This window comes from Aestuariispira ectoiniformans, assembly GCF_025136295.1.
In the GTDB taxonomy this organism is placed as follows: domain Bacteria; phylum Pseudomonadota; class Alphaproteobacteria; order UBA8366; family Aestuariispiraceae; genus Aestuariispira_A; species Aestuariispira_A ectoiniformans.
Window position 1 is genome coordinate 3,079,875 of sequence record NZ_CP062788.1, and the last position, 18,336, is coordinate 3,098,210.

The following is an 18,336-nucleotide window of genomic DNA, read 5'->3' on the forward strand; positions in this document are numbered from 1 at the left end:
TTCAATCGTTACCAATTATATGGCCGCTCAGGCCCGTGGTTTACGCTTCCTTGCGCTTGCCTTGCGGTTCTTCTTGATCGCCTTGCCACGCCCCGAAAGACTTGGGTTCGTCATGAAGAACGTATGCGCGCTAAAGCCTCGTCCCACTGGCTCGCTACGGTCATATGTACCATCAGACCGCATATGCCAGCTTTGAGCCTCATCATGCAAGTTCGCATACATCACCTGATCGAGAATTTGTTTCTTGACCGTGCTGTTATCAATTGGAATCAGCGTTTCCACGCGGCGATCCAGATTGCGCGGCATCAGGTCCGCAGAGCTGATATAGACCTTCGCATGCGGTGATGGCAGGCCGTGCCCTGCCCCGAAGCAGAAGATGCGGCTATGTTCCAGGAAGCGCCCGACGATGCTTTTAACGCGAATATTATCGGAAAGCCCCGGCACACCGGGCCGCAGGCAGCATATGCCACGCGCCACGATGTCAATCTGCACACCTTCCTGGCTGGCCCGATAGAGGGCATCAATGATCCTGCCATCCACAAGGCTGTTCGCTTTCAGCCAAATTTGGCCGGTGCGTCCTGCGCGTGCATGTTCCACTTCCTCCTCAATGTCCTGCATGATCCGTTCACGCAGCGTCAGCGGCGCAAAAGCCAGCTTTTCCATATGACTGGGCGTTGCATAGCCGGTCATGTAGTTGAACAGGCGCGCGGCATCATGGGCCAATATGGAATCGCAGGTGAAGAAGCTGAGATCGGTATAAATCTTTGCCGTGATCGAGTGATAATTTCCCGTACCGAAATGCACGTAGTTGCGCATGATGCGCCCCTCACGGCGAACCACCATCGAGATTTTTGCGTGGGTCTTCAAATCCACAAAGCCGTAAACCACCTGAACGCCGGCGCGTTCCAGGTCCCGGGCCCAGCGAATATTGGCAGCCTCGTCAAAACGCGCCTTCAATTCCACCAGTGCGGTCACGGATTTACCCGCCTCCGCGGCATCAATCAGGGCGCGCACGATCGGCGAATCGTTGGATGTCCGATACAGGGTCTGTTTCACGGCAACGACATTGGGGTCGTTGGCAGCCTGCTTCAGGAATTGGACAACAACATCAAAGCTTTCATAGGGATGATGAACGATAAAATCCTTGGCCCGGATCGCAGCAAAGCAATCGCCGCCAAAATCAACAATCCGTTCCGGGAAGCGCGGGTTATAGGGTTCGAACTGTAAATCGTGCCGCGACTTCACGATCATCTGGCTCATATCGGCGAGGCTGAGATGACCGTCCAGTTCAAAGACATCATCCGCACTCACACCCAGTTGGTCCACCACAAAGCCACGCAAGTCATCGGGCATCTGGGAACTGATATTGAGCCGGATCACATTGCCCCGGCGGCGTTGGCGCAACATGGTCTCGAAGGTCCGGACCAGGTCTTCGGCCTCTTCATCGATTTCCACATCAGAGTCGCGGATCACACGGAACATGCCCATGCCCGTTACTTCAAAGCCCGGGAACATTCGATCAATGAACATCGCGATCACATCTTCCAGGGCAATGAAACGCGCGTCCCCCCCGGATAAACGGACAAAACGATCCAGGTTGTGAGGGATCGGAATCAGACCACTCAGCTTTCGGTCGTCACGGGCACGCAGAAGCTCCACAGCCATCACCAGCCCCTTGTTGGGGATGAAGGGGAACGGGTGTGCCTGATCCACGGCAAGCGGCGTCATCGCCGGATAAATCTGTTCTTCGAACCAGTTTTCAAGCCAGGTGTGTTCGCGCTTGTTCAACTCGTCCGCCCGCAGCAGGAATATCTTTTCCTTGCGCAGCATCTGAAGAATTTCGTCAAGCACGACCTGCTGGGCACGCAAGAGCCGCCCTGCCTTTTCGGAGATCGCGGAAAGCTGTTCTGCCGGGGTCAGTCCATCCTGACTGAACTTGGTAACACCAGCCGCGACCTGCCCCTTCAGGCCGGCCGCACGGACCATATAAAATTCGTCCAGGTTGCTCGCGGAAATGGAAAGGAACCGCAACCGCTCCAAAAGCGGATGATTTGGATTACAGGCTTCTTCCAGAACCCTGAAGTTGAACGCAAGCCAGGAAAGCTCCCGGTTGATGAACCGTTCCGGCGAGGAAAGGTCGATTGTCGCCTGTTCCGCAACGTCCCCTTTTGCTTTGGGGGCGTCGATCACGGCAGAATCGCTTTCGGCTTTTGAAATTTCTTTGTCCATTTCCACGGCTATATTAAATGAGTTGCAGGAGGGAGAACCCTGCCCTGCCTAACAGTCAATTGTTTCAAACATATGAAGTTTTTAACATTTCCGTCAAATAGGTAGCAAATGCTCTCTTTAATGCTTCTCCGCCACGCAAAGTCCAGTTGGAACGATAGGAAACTGGATGACTTTTCGCGCCCGCTCGCCCCGCGCGGTCTCAAGGCCGCCCCCAGGATCGGCGGATACATCAAGAGACGCGGTCTGCTTCCCGGTCTGATCCTGTGTTCCACGGCACAACGAACCCGCGAAACCCTGGGACTTATCCTGCCCTATCTGGACCAGGACGCCACCATCCAGTTGCGGCACGAATTGTATCATAGCGAATCGGCAAATGCTCTAGTGGATAACATCCGGCAACAAGACAAGCATTTTAAAACCATTATGGTGATCGGGCATAATCCTGCCCTCCAGGACCTTGCCCTTTCCCTCATCCAGACAGGTGCGGAATCCGACAGGCAACAGCTCGCGGCAAAATTCCCGACGGCTGCATTGGCGGTCATCCGGTTCAACACATCCCACTGGCAGGAGATTGGCCCTACCGGCCATCTGGAAAGGCTGGTCCTGCCGCGCCTTCTGGACAATGACTAAGCCGCCTCAATTCCAATAGGGCTTTGCCTCAATAAACGCCTTCCAGCAGTCATCCAGATTTTTCAGCTTGTCAGCTTTGCGCGCATTATGCAGCACCGTGATCAACGCCTTGCTTTCCTTGATCACCGGGTCCTTCTTCTTGCCCAGTTGTTTGATCAGGTCATCGGTCACGACGATATCGTTCAGAATTCCCAGACAATCCTGCAATTTCTTGCAGGCCCTCAGGAACTTCTCTGTCTTCTTTTCCGGACCCAGTGCCTGGAAAAATTCACCCGCATAGCGCAATGCCTTGATATCCAGCCTCAGCGCATGAAGCTCTTCTTCGGTCAGAACGCTGATATCGCCCGGCACCACATGCATGACATCCGCCCGCAGATCAATAAGCGGGTCTTTGTAAACTGATTTAAGTTTGGCTTTCTGCCTCTTTCCTTTTGCCGGTTGCATCAGCCAGCTTTCCAACTGCAGCAACATGTCTGTATAACGCGCGGAGGTCAGTGCCTCCACTACCGCCTTATGCGCGGCCTCCCGCCACTCCCTCACCCGCCCGGCAAACTCCCGCAAGGCGACGTTATCGGGGTTTTCAGATAAAAGCGGCTCCACAGTTTCATTCAGGAAGACGTCCCAATCCCGGGCCGGGCCCGTCACCTTCTGTAGCCAATGAAGATCCTGGACCAACGCCTTGCGGTCCTCTTTGGGGGTATGCTTCTTCAGCAGGGTCAAGGCCGACATCATGCGCCGCAGGCCGATTCTGGCCTGATGCAGCCCCTCCACATCGCTGTCTGCCAGAATGACCGGCTCATTGTCCATCAACTGCGACTGGCCTTCTGCAATCGCCAGCGCCGCGGCCTCCCAGGCATTCATTCCACCATCAAGGACCAGCGGCGCGGCAAAGACAGGCTGCAAAAGGTCCGGTCGGAAAAGCCGATAACCACGGGCCGCCTTTGAACCATTCCCGACCTGAAAATCGAATTTTTCATGAATTTCCGAGGCCAGCGCCAGAATATCCCGCCCCTTGCCTTCCAGCAGTTCGAGCTCTGCCTCACATACGGCTTCGCGTTTGTCGCCGGATTTGATCCATCCGGTATCAATCGCAAGCTCAATCCTGCTTTCACTATAGTGAAGATGGCGAACCGTGCGCCAAACGTCTGTCGTAAATACCGGCGCCAGTTCTCGCCCGTTTATCAGAGCAGAAATCTTGTCCCGCATCTCCGCGCTGGTGATGACGGAAATATCCACCGTCGGCTTGTCGCGGGTTACGTTGAATTCCAGACGTGCCTGCAACCCACCACTGCGCGCGCCCTTCGCCTTGACCGTCTGGACCCAGTCACCATTTTCCCGGCGCACACGAAGGGACATCTTCTTTGCCCGCAAGTCCAGGTCTGCCGTATCGAAATAATGGGCAAAAAGGCGCTTTCGCTTGGCCGGCGCGTCCGTCAGACGCCGTAGCCATGACGATCCCCGGAAGCGCTTCAGCTCTTCCGGGGCGAAAGTCATTTTCAGTTCTATTTCTTCCTGTTCCATGTGGAGCAGACTAGTTGAAACCGAATCTATTCGACAAGCGGTGTTAGATAACAGTTACAAAACTTTAACATGGACGTCATCATGCAGAAACTATTTGATGATCCATGAGGCGATCTTTATCTAGGAATTACAACGTTCCCGGGAATCCGCCGCCATCGATCAGAATGTTCTGGCCGTTGATATAACCCGATTTATCCCCGCATAAAAATGCGCATGTCGCGCCGAACTCATCCGGGTCCCCGAAACGGCGGGCGGGATGACTGGTCAGCCGGGATGTGGCTTCATCTTCTGCGGAAATTCCCTTTTTCGCAGCCGCCGCCGCAATATTGCTGGACAGGCGGTCGGTCTCGAAGGGGCCGGGAAGCAATCCGTTGATCGTGACGTTATGCTGGACAACATCACGCGCCAGCCCGGCAACAAAGCCTGTCAGCCCGGAACGTGCGCCATTGGAGAGCCCCAGAATGGAAATCGGTGCCTTCACCGCAGACGACGTAATGTTCACGATCCGACCAAACCGTTGATCAATCATATGATCGATCACGGATTTGATTAGGAAAATCGGCGTCAGCATATTGGCGTCAATCGCCGCATGCCATGCCTCTTTATCCCAGTCACGGAAGTCGCCCGGCGGCGGCCCGCCAGCATTATTCACCAGAATGTCCGGCGTGGAACATGCGTCCAGCACCGCAGCCCGGCCCTCGTCTGAAGTAATATCACAGGCAATCGGCGTGACCTGAACCCCGGTCGCCTTCTGAATTTCCTCTGCCGTGACCTCCAACGGTCCGGGACTCCTGCCGTTTATGACAAGATTGACGCCTTCCTGTGCCAAGGCCATTGCACAGGCCTTGCCCAACCCTTTTGAAGAGGCACAAACGATTGCTGTTTTGCCTTTTAACCCCAAATCCATACCCAATACTCCCGTTTTATCCGGTCGTCAGAAACCAGCGCTTATCTGCCGCCAGATCATCTCATGACGCCCGTTTACCCTTAATTCATTCGGTTTTTTGCAACGATACGCGATGCACAAAGCGCTCTGCCAGTGTTTGTCGCACTTGGCACAAAGTAAACATCAAACACGTGTATTTTCAGAATAAGTGCTTTGACGGAACCACCGATCACGCCGAGACAGATATCAACGAAATAAACGTGGAGCCTCAATCGGAAGGCGCAAGGACTAGTCTTCCTTGGTCTGGGATTGCAGCATCTCCAGAACCTGCCCGGCCAGCGGCACCGTAATCTTTCTTCTCGCCGCAAGCGATTCGGCATCGACCGCCGTCACAAAATCACGGACCGCGGTAAAGCTCCGCTCCAACCGGGGCAGCAAATAGGCCAGGACGTCAGGGGTGATGGACAGATGACGGTCAGAGAATTGCTTGAGCAGAAGAGCCGCCATAAAGTCCTCTTCCGGTGCACGCAGCGCCCCCACCTGTGCGGTGCGAAGCCGCGAATCCAGATCACGCAAGTCGATATTCCAACGGGACGGAGGCTGTTTTGCCGTCAACAGAAGCGAGATGCCCTGTTCCTTCGCCAGATTATAAAGATGCAGCAATGCCTCCCAATCCGGGCAAAGGTCGGCGTCATCGACCGCAACCGCCGTGGCACCTTCCACCAGCGTTGGAACATTTTCGTTCTGCAGGTCCTCGCCGCGAATCACCCGCGCCTTGCTGGTTTCGCACCAGACATTGATCAGATGCGTCTTGCCGCTTCCCGCAGGGCCATAAAGGACGGTCGAAACCGTCGGCCAGGCCGGCCACATATCAAGCAACGCCACAGCCTCCTCGTTGCAAGGCGCAACAAGGAAATCCTCGCGTCCCAAGGCGGCACGAAAGGTCAGATCAAGAGGAAGCTGTTTCGTCGCATTCATCACTTTGTCACTCACTCGTCGTTTCGATCATCGCCCGCGAGCAGATGCGCATGATCGTAGAGAGGGCTCGCCATATATTTCTTCAAAGAGAAGCGGGTCAATACTCCAATTACGGCCGTGACCGGAACGGCGATCAAAACCCCGAGAAAACCGAATAGTGCTCCGCCTGCCATCAACGCGAAAATAATCCAGACCGGATGCAGCCCGACCTGTCCGCCAATCAGCTTCGGCGTCAGAACATAGCCTTCCAAAATCTGGCCAATCCCAAAAACGGCGGCGACCATACCGATCCAGATGAAACTGTCAAACTGTGCGATGGCAACCGCCATGCCAACCGCAAAGCCGATGACCATTCCGAAATAGGGGATAAATGAAATCAGTCCGGTCAGAAAGCCGATGATCAGTCCAAACTCCAAACCGGTCAAAGCCAGCCCGATGGCATAGAAACTGCCCAGCAGCAGACACACCATGATCTGCCCGCGTGCGAAACCACTCAACGTCGCGTCAATTTCACGGGCCAGTTTGCGAACCGTTTCCGCATCCGGCCGGGGTAACCAGCCGTCGATCTTTGCCACCATCCGGTCCCAGTCGCGCAACATGTAAAATGTCACGATCGGGGTCAGGACAATCAGTGAAATGACGTTCAGGACTGCGCCAATGCCGCTGACGAATCGCTTGGTGATTTGCCCGGCTGTCTGGAATATCTGTCCGGTGAACCCTGCGGCCTTGTCCGAAAGAACCGACAATTCCTGCCCATCGAAGAAATCCTGCATCATCTTGAACAGCGGTGCCGCTTTCTCCTTCAATGCGCCCAGATAGGACGGCAGCTTATGCGCCAGCGCGCCGATCTCCTGGAAGGCTGCCGGCAAGACCCAGGCAAGCACCATGATGAAGACGATAAAGAAGATGACCGTCACCAGGGTTGTCGCCGCCGTACGAGACAACCCGTGTTCTTCAAGCCAGTCGCAAACCGGGTCCAGGAAATAGGCCACAGCCATCCCCGCCACAAAGGGCAGCAGGACATCCCGCAGGAGATAAAGCAGAAACACAAAGATCACCAAGGCACCGATCCAAAAATAGGATTTCTGCTGTGTGGTCATGAAGGCCCCTTCCCTGATTGCCCGAAATTTGAAATGACAGATGACCGATTAATGCAGCGCCAGGGTCCAGCGTTGTTCTACCGTATCATAGTGCAGGTTCATGTCGGCCTGCGCCAAAGCGGTCTGCAACTGGTCCGTCGTTCCAAGATAGTCCAATGCGACAACGGCCTGCGTTGTGGACAGGTTTTCCAGAACGTAGTGGTCGACAACTGCCAGACGATCCAGCGCATTACGCAGCGTCACCCAGTCATTCAGGGACTGCAACGGCACGGTCACGACCATCTTGTTCCTGTCGCCGGAATAGTCGATCAGGTTCCGACGCTTCCAGTCGTCCTCAATCGACGCCAGTACGCGCTGAACAGAATAGCCCATCAGGGCTTGAGCATCCTGTCCTTCCTGTGCCTTGGCCGACTGGTTATAGGCGCTTTGCGACCATCCCGCCGCATAGACGCGGCTACTGACGGTCAACTGTGCGATCTCGCCGGCATCGTTGAGCCGGGGCTGTGCCACTGTCAGCAACACCCCGTCCGCCCCATATTTTTGTGCAATGGCGTCGAGCCGCGCCTGATCACCTTCCAGAGCCTGACTGGCCGATATTGTTGCGATATCACTCAGGTCCCCCAGCGGCAGCACGACGGGCACCAGCCCACCATCCAGCGCCAGTTGCCCCCAGGCGTTCAACCAGCTATTGCCATCATCCCAAAGGCGGTTGGCAGCACCTTCCTGCAACACGGGCAGGATGACCAGTTTCTTACTTTTGGTTTCGGCATAGGACACCTGATTGGTCTGCAGCCACTTGCGAACCGCATCCGGCAGGAAGCTCACATTGATCCGCGCCAGATAGTGCCCTTGGCCACGAGACATTTTTTCCGATGCAATCGACACCCCGTAGATCATCGGCTCCAGGCTTTTGGAATCAATGGACGGAATCCCTGCGCGGGCCTCCTGAAGCGTCACGCGTGCCAGCAAACGATCAAACGCAAGCTGCTTGGCGCGCGCGATGCCCTTGGCCTTTGCTTCCGCCTCGTTACCTGCGGTAATATCCACCCCCACACCATTTACCTGATAGACAGAATCCTCTGCCCGGGCCGTTGTGACGCCCAGAAAGAGGGTCGTCCCGACAAGAAATAGTGCGAAAAAGCGTTGAACCGGTACTAGCAGCATTGAAAAGCGCTCCGAAATTTGTATGGTGCGAACGCTGTTTATATAGCCCCTTTGTCGGGGAGGATGCCATAGTTACCGATAAAAAAACCAATGGCCTGACCTATCGCGATGCCGGTGTCGATATCGATGCGGGTAATGCGTTGGTCGACGCCATTAAACCGCTGGCCCGCGCGACGCGTCGGCCGGGCGCTGATAGTTCCCTGGGTGGTTTCGGTGGTCTGTTCGACCCCAAAGCCGCAGGATTCAAGGATCCCGTCATGGTCGCCGCGACCGATGGCGTGGGTACAAAACTGAAAATCGCCCTTGAAACAGGCAAGCATGACACGGTGGGGATCGACCTGGTCGCCATGTGCGTGAATGACCTGATCGTTCAAGGCGCGGAGCCACTTATCTTCCTGGATTATTTCGCCTGCGGAAAGCTCACGGTTGATGTCGCGCGCGACGTGGTCGCCGGTATTTCCGACGGCTGTGTTCAGGCCGGTTGCTCGCTCATCGGCGGTGAAACCGCTGAAATGCCGGGTATGTACGGCGATGGCGATTATGACCTGGCGGGTTTCTCAGTCGGTGCGGTCGAACGTGACGGCCTGCTGGACGGCAGTCAGGTCAAGGCCGGTGACGTTATCCTGGGGCTTGCCTCCAGTGGCGTTCACTCCAACGGGTTCAGCCTGGTTCGCAAAATCCTGGAAACCAACGGCCTGACCTTTGCCGATCCTGCCCCCTTTGCGGAAGGTATCACAATCGGCGAAGCCCTGCTGGAACCCACACGCATTTATGTGAAACAGGTTCTGGCGGCCTTCAAGACCGGTGGTATTCACGGCCTTTGCCACATTACAGGTGGCGGTTTTTACGAAAACCTGCCCCGTGTCTACGGCGAAGATCTGGCCTGTCGGATCAAAGGCAACTCCTGGCCGGCCCTGCCGGTCTTCGAGTGGCTGGCCAAGGCTGGCGGCATCGCCACGCGCGAAATGCTCCGCACCTTCAACTGCGGGATCGGCATGGCACTGTTCGTCGAGGCGGATAAAACGGACGAAATCACCGCCGTCCTCGAGGAACAGGGCGAATCGGTCTATCGCCTTGGTGTCATGGTGGAACGCGGCGATGGTCCTTCCGTCGAAATCGAGGGCGTGGAATGAGCAAGCTGAAGGTCGCGGTTGCGGTCTCTGGCGGAGGTTCCAATCTGCAGGCGTTGATCGACGCCTGCAGCAATCCCGATTTTCCGGCGGAAATCGTCACCGTTCTGGCCAACCGTCCTCAGGCTTATGGCCTGGAACGGGCAAGACAGGCGGGAATTCCGACAGTCCTGATCGACCATACGGAATTCGACGACCGGGAAAGCTTTGACGCCGAACTGGACAAGGCACTTCGCGCCACGGGTGCGGACCTGATTTGTCTGGCCGGTTTCATGCGTATTCTGACGGATGACTTTGTCCGTGGCTGGGAAGGCCGGATGATTAATATCCACCCCTCCCTGCTGCCGAAACACCGGGGGCTGCATACGCACCAACGTGCCATCGAGGCAGGCGACGCCTATCACGGATGCACGGTTCATTATGTGTGCCCGGAACTGGATGCAGGCCCGTTGATCATTCAGGCAAAAGTGCCGGTCGAGCCGGGTGATACGCCTGATAGCCTGGCGGCCCGTGTTCTGACGCGCGAACATGTTATTTATCCGCAGGCCTTGCAGTGGATCGCTGAAGGACGTGTTGAAATCACAGGCGACACAGCATTGGTGGATGGGCAACCAGGACCTGTAATACTGGACTGGGACGCCTAAATCGCTTATAGGCAAAAATAGAGTTTTATCAAAAAGCCCATCGGGCTTTGAGCTTAAGTACCGGAACAAGAAACAGGGTTAGGACCATGGATCAGATGGAATTTGAACAAGCACCGCGTGCAAATGTGGAAACCTGGAACACGCTGAAAAAGATGATCACCGTTTCCACCATCGCCATCGCGTTTGTATTGCTGGTAATGGCGGCCACCTTGACCTGATCATTGCCATGCCTGACTAACAAAACCCGGCATCTGCCGGGTTTTTTATTGCCAAGTTCCCAGGTTCCTCTGAATCGGGACACAAAAAAGGGCGCCGACCGGCACCCTTCTTCGTAATCTCTACTTTAGACCGGATTAACCGACGATTTCGGAACCGGCAAAGAAGTAAGCGATTTCTTCCGCGGCGGTTTCCGGTGCATCGGAACCGTGAACGGAGTTTGCTTCGATGGACTCAGCAAAAGACTTGCGGATCGTGCCTTCGTCAGCGTTCGCCGGGTTGGTGGCGCCCATGATCTCGCGGTTGCGAGCAATGGCGTTTTCACCTTCCAGAACCTGAACGACAACCGGACCGGAGGTCATGAATTCGACCAGGTCGTTGAAGAAAGCGCGTTCTTTGTGGACACCGTAGAAGGTCTCAGCCTGTTCGCGGGTCATGCGGATGCGCTTCTGAGCAACAACGCGCAGGCCGCCATCTTCGAACATGGCGTTGATCTTGCCCGTCAGGTTCCGGCGCGTTGCGTCCGGCTTAATAATCGAAAAAGTACGTTCGATAGCCATGATAGAGCCTCTGAAAATCTCGTTTATTCGCATAAGGAACCCTATGCGATCAGCGCGGGCTTATAACCGTCTTGGAGCAGAACCGCAACCCCATGTGTTTTCTATTCTTCCAGAAACGCTTTTGCCAACCGGGTATTGTCGTGCTATCTCGCGCCCATGTTAACGATCAAGAACCTCAGCTATCATATTGCCGGACGCCCGCTTATCCAGGATGCGAGCGTTCAAATCGCCGATGGCCAGCGCGTCGGCCTGGTCGGGCGTAACGGCGCCGGAAAAACAACGCTTTTCAAGCTTGTTCTCGGTGGTCTGCACGGTGACGGCGGTGAGATTTCCATTGGCAACCGCCAGAGCATCGGCACCGTCGCGCAGGAAGCCCCCAGTGGCAATCAGTCACTGACCGAAATCGTCCTGGCCGCCGACAAGGAACGAACGGCCCTCCTCTCAGAGGCCGAGACCACCACCGACCCGGCCCGCATTGCAGAGGTTCATACGCGTCTGGCTGATATCGATGCGCATACAGCCCCGGCCCGCGCGGCAATAATCCTGGCGGGCCTCGGTTTCAGCGAAGAGGCGCAACAGCGCCCGATCAGCGAATTCTCCGGCGGCTGGAAGATGCGTGTGGCATTGGCTGCCGCCCTCTTCTCTGAGCCCGATATCCTGCTGCTGGACGAACCAACCAACCACCTGGACCTGGAAGCGGCGCTCTGGCTGGAAAGCTATCTGATGAGCTATCCCAAAACGCTCATCATCATCAGTCATGACCGCGGATTACTGAACCGTGTGCCGGATCGCATCCTGCATCTACATGACGGCACGCTCACGCTATACAACGGCAACTACGATACCTTCGAGAATACCCGGCGTGAGGCGATCAAACGCCAGGCAGCACTTGCTGCAAAGCAGGAAGAGCAGCGCGCCCATATGCAGAAGTTCATCGACCGCTTCCGCTACAAGGCCTCCAAGGCCCGTCAGGCGCAAAGCCGGATCAAGATGCTGGAGAAGATGGAGCCCATCACGCCGGTGTCGGATGAACACGCGACCACCTTCAATCTGCCGAATCCGGAGCCCCTGGCCCCGCCGATCCTGACCATGGAAGGGTGCGAGGTCGGCTATGATCCCGACCATCCGATCCTGAAGCGCCTGAACCTGCGCATTGATATGGACGACCGCATTGCGCTGCTGGGGGCGAATGGTAACGGCAAGACCACCCTGCTGCGCCTCCTGGCCGGTCGCCTGCGCCATACAGACGGTGAGCTTCGCAAATCCGGCAAGCTGACCGTGGGGTATTTCGCGCAGAACCAGTTGGACGAATTGGACGCCGGGAAAACGCCGATATCCCATGTGCAGTCCCTCCGCCCCAAATGGCTGGAACAGCAAATTCGCAATCATCTGGGCGCGTTTGGTTTCGTCCAAAGCAAGGCGGAAACGGCCATCCAGGACCTGTCCGGCGGAGAGAAGGCCCGCCTTGCCCTGGCCTGCATCTGCCTGGATAAGCCGCATATCCTGCTGCTGGACGAACCGACCAACCACCTGGACATGGATTCCCGACAGGCCTTGATCCAGGCGCTTGCAGGCTATGAAGGCGCTGTCATCCTGGTCAGCCACGATCCCTATCTGGTCAATGCCTGCGCCGATCGGCTCTGGCTGGTGGCGGAAGGCACCTGCAAACGCTTTGACGGTACGCTGGAAGACTACAAGAGGCAGCTTCTGGAACAGCGGCGCGAGGAAAGACGCAGCCAGCGCCAGACCGACGCCACCAAGGTCGACACCGGCCCGAACAAGAAACAGGAACGGCAAAACCGGGCGCAGGCCCGCGCCGCCAGCGCCCATCTGCGCAAGGCCGTCAAGGACGCAGAAAAGCGGATAGAAAAGCTGTCCAAAGACCTGGAGCAGGTCCATGCGGATCTGGCCGACCCGACCATCTACGATGGACCGGCAGACAAGATTACAGCGTTGAACAAAAAGGCCGCTGACCTGAAGGAAGCCCTGGACGACGCAGAAGCAGCCTGGTTGGAAGCATCAGAGGCATTGGAAGGCGAAGTCGCCTGACGATCAGGCCGTGGGCCAGATCATCGCCAGGCTTCGCTCTCCCGCCCCGATCCGGGCGGGCAAGGTCATGGATGAATCTCCATCAACCTGCAACGGGTCGTCGTTGCCTCCGTGGATTTCCACTTCCTTGGCCGTCAGGCAGCGGACATTCGGCAACTCGCCAAGCTTGTTCAGGGCAAGATATATCGCAGACCGCAGAATATCGACACGGCGCTGGCTATCAAACAGGACGACGACAAGCCCCGGACGCAGCAGGCTGGTCTCATCGGTAATTTTATAGGCGCCGCCGTAATGCTGGGCATTGGTTGCGATCACCGAATGCGCCGTGGTCCTCTCGCCATCAACCGTCACATCGTAGCGACGGGTCCAGCCGCGCGCATAAAGGCGCAACATGCACCAGACATAGGCCAGTTTCCCGACCATTTTCTTCAGGCGGCTGGAAACACCGTCGACGACATGGGCATCAAACCCGGCCCCTGCCATTAACAGGAAGTGACGCCCGCCAACCTGGGCCGGATAGACGGAGCGCACCCGCCCGCCCATCAGATAGTCCAGCACCGCCTCACGCTTTTTAAAGTCGAGACCTATTTCGATGGCAAGGACATTCGCCGTTCCCAACGGCAGGATTGCAAAAGGCACGGACGTTTGCAGGCGCATCAATCCGTTGACCGCTTCGTTAATGGTTCCGTCGCCGCCTGCGATAACAAGGCGGTCATAATCCTTGCCGCCGTTGGCCGTTGCCAGTTCCGCCGCATGACCGGGACGTTCCGTCTCCAGAATATCAACCGCACAGCCGCGCATGCGCAGACCGTCCAGAATATCCTGAAAGAATGTTTCGCGTCGCTGCCCGGCAACGGGGTTGCGAATAATCAGAAGCCGCATGCCTTCAACCTGTCGTTTTCACAAAGCCCGGACCCTATCCTGCCCCAGCGTGACGGTTAAGTGAAACTTTTCTTTTGATTAGGTGACAACCGTAACAATGCAACAAAAGAGTCACGCGAATCTGAGATTTCAATCCCAGTTTCTCAGACATTGGAGAGCTGGAAATCATGGCCAAGAGCACGAAATACCGTAGTATCTTCTTGTCGGATATCCACCTCGGCACACGCGGTTGTCAGGCCGATACGCTGTTGGACTTTATCAAGCATAATGATGCGGAAAAGATATATCTGGTCGGCGATATCGTCGACGGCTGGCGCCTGAAAAAATCCTGGTATTGGCCACAGGCCCATAACGACGTCGTGCAAAAGCTTCTGCGCAAGGCACGCAAGGGGTCCGAGGTTATTTTTATCCCCGGCAACCATGACGAATTCCTGCGCGAGTATATCGGCACCCATTTCGGTGGCATCGAAGTCAGGACCGAAGCCATTCACGAGGCAGGTGACGGCAGACGCTATCTTGTGCTGCACGGCGACCAGTTCGATTGTGTGGTGAAATATGCCAAATGGCTCGCGGTCCTGGGCGACTGGGCCTACACGGTGCTTCTGGGCATCAATACCTATCTGAATATCGCTCGCCGCAAACTGGGCTTCAGCTATTGGTCCCTTTCCGCCTATCTGAAAATGAAGGCAAAAAACGCCGTACAATATATCGCCAGCTTTGAGGAAGCTGTCGCCCATGAGGCAAAAAGCCAGGGCGTTGACGGCGTTATCTGCGGCCATATCCACCATGCCGAAATCCGGGATATCGACGGTATGGTCTACATGAATGACGGCGATTGGGTCGAAAGCTGTACCGCCCTTGTGGAACACAGCGACGGTCAGTTCGAGATCATCCGATGGGCCGAAGAGCACGCCAAGGAGACTGGAAAGCTCGCGCCGCAATCTGTTTCCGACACCAACAAAGCAGCAGCATAGATGCGTATCTTAATTGTATCGGATGCCTGGCGTCCGCAGACCAATGGTGTTGTCCGTACCCTGGAAACAACCATCGACCAAATCACCAAGCGCGGCCATGAAGTTCACATGATCACGCCGAACGACTTCAAGACGCTCCCCTGCCCGACCTATCCCGAAATCCGGCTGTCGCTGAAGCCCGCAGCGAAAATCGCAAAAATTCTGGAACAGGTTCAACCGGAATATATCCATATCTCCACCGAAGGGCCGCTGGGGCTTGCCGCACGGAATATCTGTGTGAAGAAAAAGCTTGGTTTTACCACCAGCTATCACACCTGTTTCCCGGAATATGTAACGGCACGTTTTCCCGTACCCCTCAGTTGGGGCTATCGCTTCATGCGCTGGTTCCATGGTCCATCGGGCGGTTTGATGGTCGCGACCAACAGCATTGAGACCAATTTGAAAGCCAAGGGTTTCGAAAATATCTGTCGCTGGTCCCGTGGTGTGGATCTGGACCTGTTCCGCCCCGATCTGGAACCGGCTATCAAGGACTTGCCAAAACCCGTTTTCACTTACATCGGCCGGGTTGCCGTTGAAAAGAACCTCAAGGATTTCCTGGACCTCGACCTCCCCGGCAGCAAGCTGGTTGTTGGCGACGGACCGGCCCTGGAGGAATTGCGCCGCGCCTACCCCAGCGCCCATTTCACCGGTGCCAAATATGGAGAGGACTTGGCCCAGCACTATGCCAGCGGAGATGTCTTCGTATTCCCCAGCCGGACCGACACCTTCGGCCTGGTGCTTCTAGAAGCCATGGCGAGTGGCATGCCTGTGGCTGCCTATCCGGTGCCCGGCCCCCTGGACGTGATCGGCCATAACGGCCCCGGCTGTCTGGGCGAGAACCTACGAGAGGCTGCCCTGAATGCCATGAGGATCGACCGGGAAAAAGCCATTGCCCATGCACAGCAATATACCTGGGCGAAATGCACGGATCAGTTTCTGGAGAACCTTGTCGCTGTTTGATGGCCGCCCAGTTGCCCCCATTGGGACAGCAGCAAGACCCCGCCGATACCCGACATGGCGGCCATGGCCCAGAAGGCGTGGCCGCCAAAGGCATCATAGAGAGCCCCTCCGCCCCACATTGCGACAGCAAAGACGATCCCCATCGCGCAGGCATCGAACAGCCCCTGCGCCGTCGACCCCAAATGATCGGGCATACTGCGGCCGATGAAGGTTACGGAGGCCAGATGCGCCGCGGCGAATGTTCCGGCGTGGAGGGCCTGCACCAGAAAGAGCCAGACAAGGTCCGTCGTGACCCCCAGCACAGTCCAGCGGATGACACCGGCAACTACTGCAAACAGAAAAAGCCCGGTAATGTTCAGGTGACGCAACAACCATCCGCCGAAGGCAAAAACCAGCACCTCCAGAATCACGCCCTCCGCCCACAGCATCCCCACAACCGTTTCGGAATGGCCTGCTGCGGTCCAGTGCAATGTTCCAAACCCGTAGAGAACTGCATGACTTGCCAGAAGCATTGACGTAACACCAAGAAACCCGAGGAAACCCGGCTGCCGCAAGGCCTCGGCAAATGCCATGGTGGCCTTGCCGTTTTTGGCGGATGTCTTCAGGTCCGGCAGCAACAAAACCGTACCGCAGATCACAACCGCCGCCAGCATCAGCATCCAGAGCACCGCATCCGCGGAACGCCCTGAAAGAAACCAGCCTGCAGCCGTCGAGACGACGATAAAGCTGAGCGATCCCCAAAGCCTTGCCCGCCCATAATCCAGCCCCAGTTGCTTCGTTGCCACGACACTGAGACTGTCGGACATTGGAATCATGGTGGTGAACAATGTTCCGACCACGGTCCAGAGCAGAAGGATTGACCAGAATCCTGACAGATTGAAAAACGGAACAAGCCCGCAGAGAAAGGCCAGCGCCACCAAGAACAGCACCCGTTTTCGATTGCCGCTGGCATCGGCAATGGCGCTTATTCCCGGGGCCAGAACGACACGTGCCGCCGTACAAACGGCCAGCACAAGGGCGACCTCATTGGCGGAAAAACCTTGGCTTCCAAGCCAGTAGGGCCAAAACGGCAAGACAATACCGCCCGCCGCGAACAGGGCGACGAATTGACCGGCAAACAGGAATTGGGTTTTTCTCAATAAAGGAGTCTGCATAAGCTCGAATTACGCGTCTTCCAGACGGAAGGCAACCGCCCTATAATGGCCGCCGGAGTTGGTCCGATAAATTATTTGTCCATTTGGTCAACCATGCTATAGGGAACAGTTGCCGGTCTTTAGGGCCCTAACGGAAATGGGGCCCCGCCCGGTAGTGAAAAAGCGAAACAGTTCGCAACCAAGCCACAGGGGAGAACAATGAAAACACTGACACGTGCTGCCGGTCTGGCCACGATCATTCTTGGCGTTGCGACCGCACATGCGGCGGATTTCAAGCCGGCTGTCGTCTTCGATATGGGCGGCAAATTCGATAAATCCTTCAATGAAGGTGTTTATCACGGCGCAGAGAAATTCAAGGAAGAGTCCGGCACGCGCTATCGCGAGTTCGAGGTCACCAACGAGACCCAGCGCGAACAGGCCATCCGTAAAATGGCACAGCGCGGTTCAAATCCGGTTCTGGGTATCGGGTTTGCCCAGGCGCCCGCGATCGAAAAAGTCGCGACCGAATTCCCGGATACCAACTTTGCCATTATCGACATGGTCGTCGATAAACCGAATGTGCAGAGCATTGTCTTCAAAGAGCAGGAAGGCTCCTTCCTCGTGGGTATGCTCGCGGCAATGAAATCCGAGACCGGCAAAGTCGGTTTTGTCGGCGGCATGGATATTCCGCTGATCCGCAAATTCGCCTGTGGTTACGAGCAAGGCGCGAAATATGCCAAGCCGGACGTGGAAGTCATTCAGAACATGACCGGTTCCACCCCGTCTGCCTGGAACGATCCGGGCCGTGGCGCAGAACTGACCAAAGGTCAGTTTGACCGTGGCGTAGACGTCGTCTTCGCAGCAGCCGGCGGTACCGGCGTTGGTGTCTATCAGGCTGCCGCTGACTCCGGCAAATATGCCATCGGCGTCGACAGCAACCAGAACCACCTGCATCCCGGCACCATGCTGACCTCCATGGTCAAACGCGTGGATGTTGCTGCATACAACGTCTTCAAAACGGCCTCTGAAGGTAAGTTCAAACCGGGCATCAATAATCTGGGCCTGGCCGAAGGCGGCGTTGGTTGGGCGCTGGACGAAAACAACAAGGACCTGATCACCGCCGACATGAAGGCAAAGGTCGATCAGGCTGAAAAAGACATTATCGCGGGCAAGATCAAAGTCCACGATTACATGTCGGACAACAGCTGCAGCTACTAATTCAGTCTGCAATTGGGTATGAA

Annotated in this window: 17 protein-coding genes; 8 read left to right on the forward strand and 9 right to left on the reverse strand. The window is 56.3% G+C overall.

All coding sequences use genetic code 11. The features are described from left to right. Positions 1 to 27: 27 nt before the first annotated feature. Entirely contained in the window at positions 28 to 2,229 is a 2,202-nt protein-coding gene (locus IF205_RS14440) for an RNA degradosome polyphosphate kinase (RefSeq protein WP_259780058.1), read from the reverse strand. 120 nt (positions 2,230 to 2,349) lie between these two features. Here IF205_RS14440 and IF205_RS14445 point away from each other — a divergent pair, with 120 nt between their 5' ends. After that, positions 2,350 to 2,859, forward strand: coding sequence for a SixA phosphatase family protein (locus IF205_RS14445; RefSeq protein WP_259780059.1), 510 nt, complete (start codon positions 2,350 to 2,352; stop codon positions 2,857 to 2,859). A gap of 6 nt (positions 2,860 to 2,865) precedes the next feature. On the opposite strand, the gene IF205_RS14450 is transcribed toward IF205_RS14445, so the two are convergent. From IF205_RS14450 to IF205_RS14470, 5 genes are all read right to left on the reverse strand, one after another. Then, positions 2,866 to 4,380 (reverse strand): CYTH and CHAD domain-containing protein, encoded by a 1,515-nt coding sequence (locus IF205_RS14450; protein ID WP_259780060.1) that lies wholly within the window; start codon positions 4,378 to 4,380, stop codon positions 2,866 to 2,868. Positions 4,381 to 4,507: 127 nt separating this feature from the next. Continuing rightward, a complete protein-coding gene (locus IF205_RS14455) occupies positions 4,508 to 5,287 on the reverse strand; it encodes an SDR family oxidoreductase (protein WP_259780061.1) in 780 nt (259 codons plus the stop codon). A 267-nt stretch (positions 5,288 to 5,554) separates the two neighbouring features. Continuing rightward, on the reverse strand, positions 5,555 to 6,259 hold the full coding sequence (locus tag IF205_RS14460) for an HdaA/DnaA family protein (protein ID WP_259780062.1): 705 nt from the start codon (positions 6,257 to 6,259) through the stop codon (positions 5,555 to 5,557). Further along, positions 6,256 to 7,344: an AI-2E family transporter gene (locus tag IF205_RS14465; protein WP_259780063.1), complete on the reverse strand. Its 1,089-nt coding sequence runs from the start codon at positions 7,342 to 7,344 to the stop codon at positions 6,256 to 6,258. The genes IF205_RS14460 and IF205_RS14465 overlap by 4 nt, the downstream gene beginning before the upstream one ends. Positions 7,345 to 7,392: 48 nt before the next feature. After that, on the reverse strand, positions 7,393 to 8,508 hold the full coding sequence (locus IF205_RS14470; RefSeq protein WP_259780064.1) for a DUF2066 domain-containing protein: 1,116 nt from the start codon (positions 8,506 to 8,508) through the stop codon (positions 7,393 to 7,395). Between the two features lie 68 nt (positions 8,509 to 8,576). Between IF205_RS14470 and purM the strand changes: the two genes are divergently transcribed. The 3 genes from purM (at position 8,577) to IF205_RS14485 (ending at position 10,500) form a co-directional block, all read left to right on the forward strand. Next, a complete protein-coding gene (purM, locus tag IF205_RS14475; protein WP_259783294.1) occupies positions 8,577 to 9,641 on the forward strand; it encodes a phosphoribosylformylglycinamidine cyclo-ligase in 1,065 nt (354 codons plus the stop codon). Beyond that, positions 9,638 to 10,282: a phosphoribosylglycinamide formyltransferase gene (purN, locus tag IF205_RS14480; protein WP_259780065.1), complete on the forward strand. Its 645-nt coding sequence runs from the start codon at positions 9,638 to 9,640 to the stop codon at positions 10,280 to 10,282. The genes purM and purN overlap by 4 nt, the downstream gene beginning before the upstream one ends. A gap of 86 nt (positions 10,283 to 10,368) precedes the next feature. Then, on the forward strand, positions 10,369 to 10,500 hold the full coding sequence (locus IF205_RS14485) for a hypothetical protein (protein WP_259780066.1): 132 nt from the start codon (positions 10,369 to 10,371) through the stop codon (positions 10,498 to 10,500). A 135-nt stretch (positions 10,501 to 10,635) separates the two neighbouring features. Here the strand turns inward: IF205_RS14485 and ndk are convergent, their stop codons facing one another. Further along, a complete protein-coding gene (ndk, locus tag IF205_RS14490; protein WP_259780067.1) occupies positions 10,636 to 11,058 on the reverse strand; it encodes a nucleoside-diphosphate kinase in 423 nt (140 codons plus the stop codon). Positions 11,059 to 11,214: 156 nt separating this feature from the next. On the opposite strand from ndk, the gene IF205_RS14495 reads away from it, so the two are divergent. Further along, positions 11,215 to 13,107 (forward strand): ABC-F family ATP-binding cassette domain-containing protein, encoded by a 1,893-nt coding sequence (locus IF205_RS14495; protein ID WP_259780068.1) that lies wholly within the window; start codon positions 11,215 to 11,217, stop codon positions 13,105 to 13,107. Between the two features lie 3 nt (positions 13,108 to 13,110). On the opposite strand, the gene IF205_RS14500 is transcribed toward IF205_RS14495, so the two are convergent. Next, the gene (locus IF205_RS14500) at positions 13,111 to 13,989 is read right to left on the reverse strand and encodes a diacylglycerol/lipid kinase family protein (RefSeq protein WP_259780069.1); all 879 of its coding nucleotides are present in this window, start codon (positions 13,987 to 13,989) and stop codon (positions 13,111 to 13,113) included. Between the two features lie 167 nt (positions 13,990 to 14,156). Between IF205_RS14500 and IF205_RS14505 the strand changes: the two genes are divergently transcribed. Further along, positions 14,157 to 14,963, forward strand: a complete 807-nt coding sequence (locus tag IF205_RS14505) for a UDP-2,3-diacylglucosamine diphosphatase (RefSeq protein WP_259780070.1) — start codon at positions 14,157 to 14,159, stop codon at positions 14,961 to 14,963. Then, on the forward strand, positions 14,964 to 15,962 hold the full coding sequence (locus IF205_RS14510) for a glycosyltransferase family 4 protein (protein WP_259780071.1): 999 nt from the start codon (positions 14,964 to 14,966) through the stop codon (positions 15,960 to 15,962). Here the strand turns inward: IF205_RS14510 and IF205_RS14515 are convergent. Next, positions 15,932 to 17,101, reverse strand: coding sequence for an MFS transporter (locus IF205_RS14515; RefSeq protein WP_259780072.1), 1,170 nt, complete (start codon positions 17,099 to 17,101; stop codon positions 15,932 to 15,934). The two genes, IF205_RS14510 and IF205_RS14515, sit on opposite strands and share 31 nt — an antisense overlap. Positions 17,102 to 17,314: 213 nt before the next feature. On the opposite strand from IF205_RS14515, the gene IF205_RS14520 reads away from it, so the two are divergent. Further along, positions 17,315 to 18,313, forward strand: a complete 999-nt coding sequence (locus tag IF205_RS14520) for a BMP family lipoprotein (protein ID WP_259780073.1) — start codon at positions 17,315 to 17,317, stop codon at positions 18,311 to 18,313. Positions 18,314 to 18,336 lie beyond the last annotated feature (23 nt).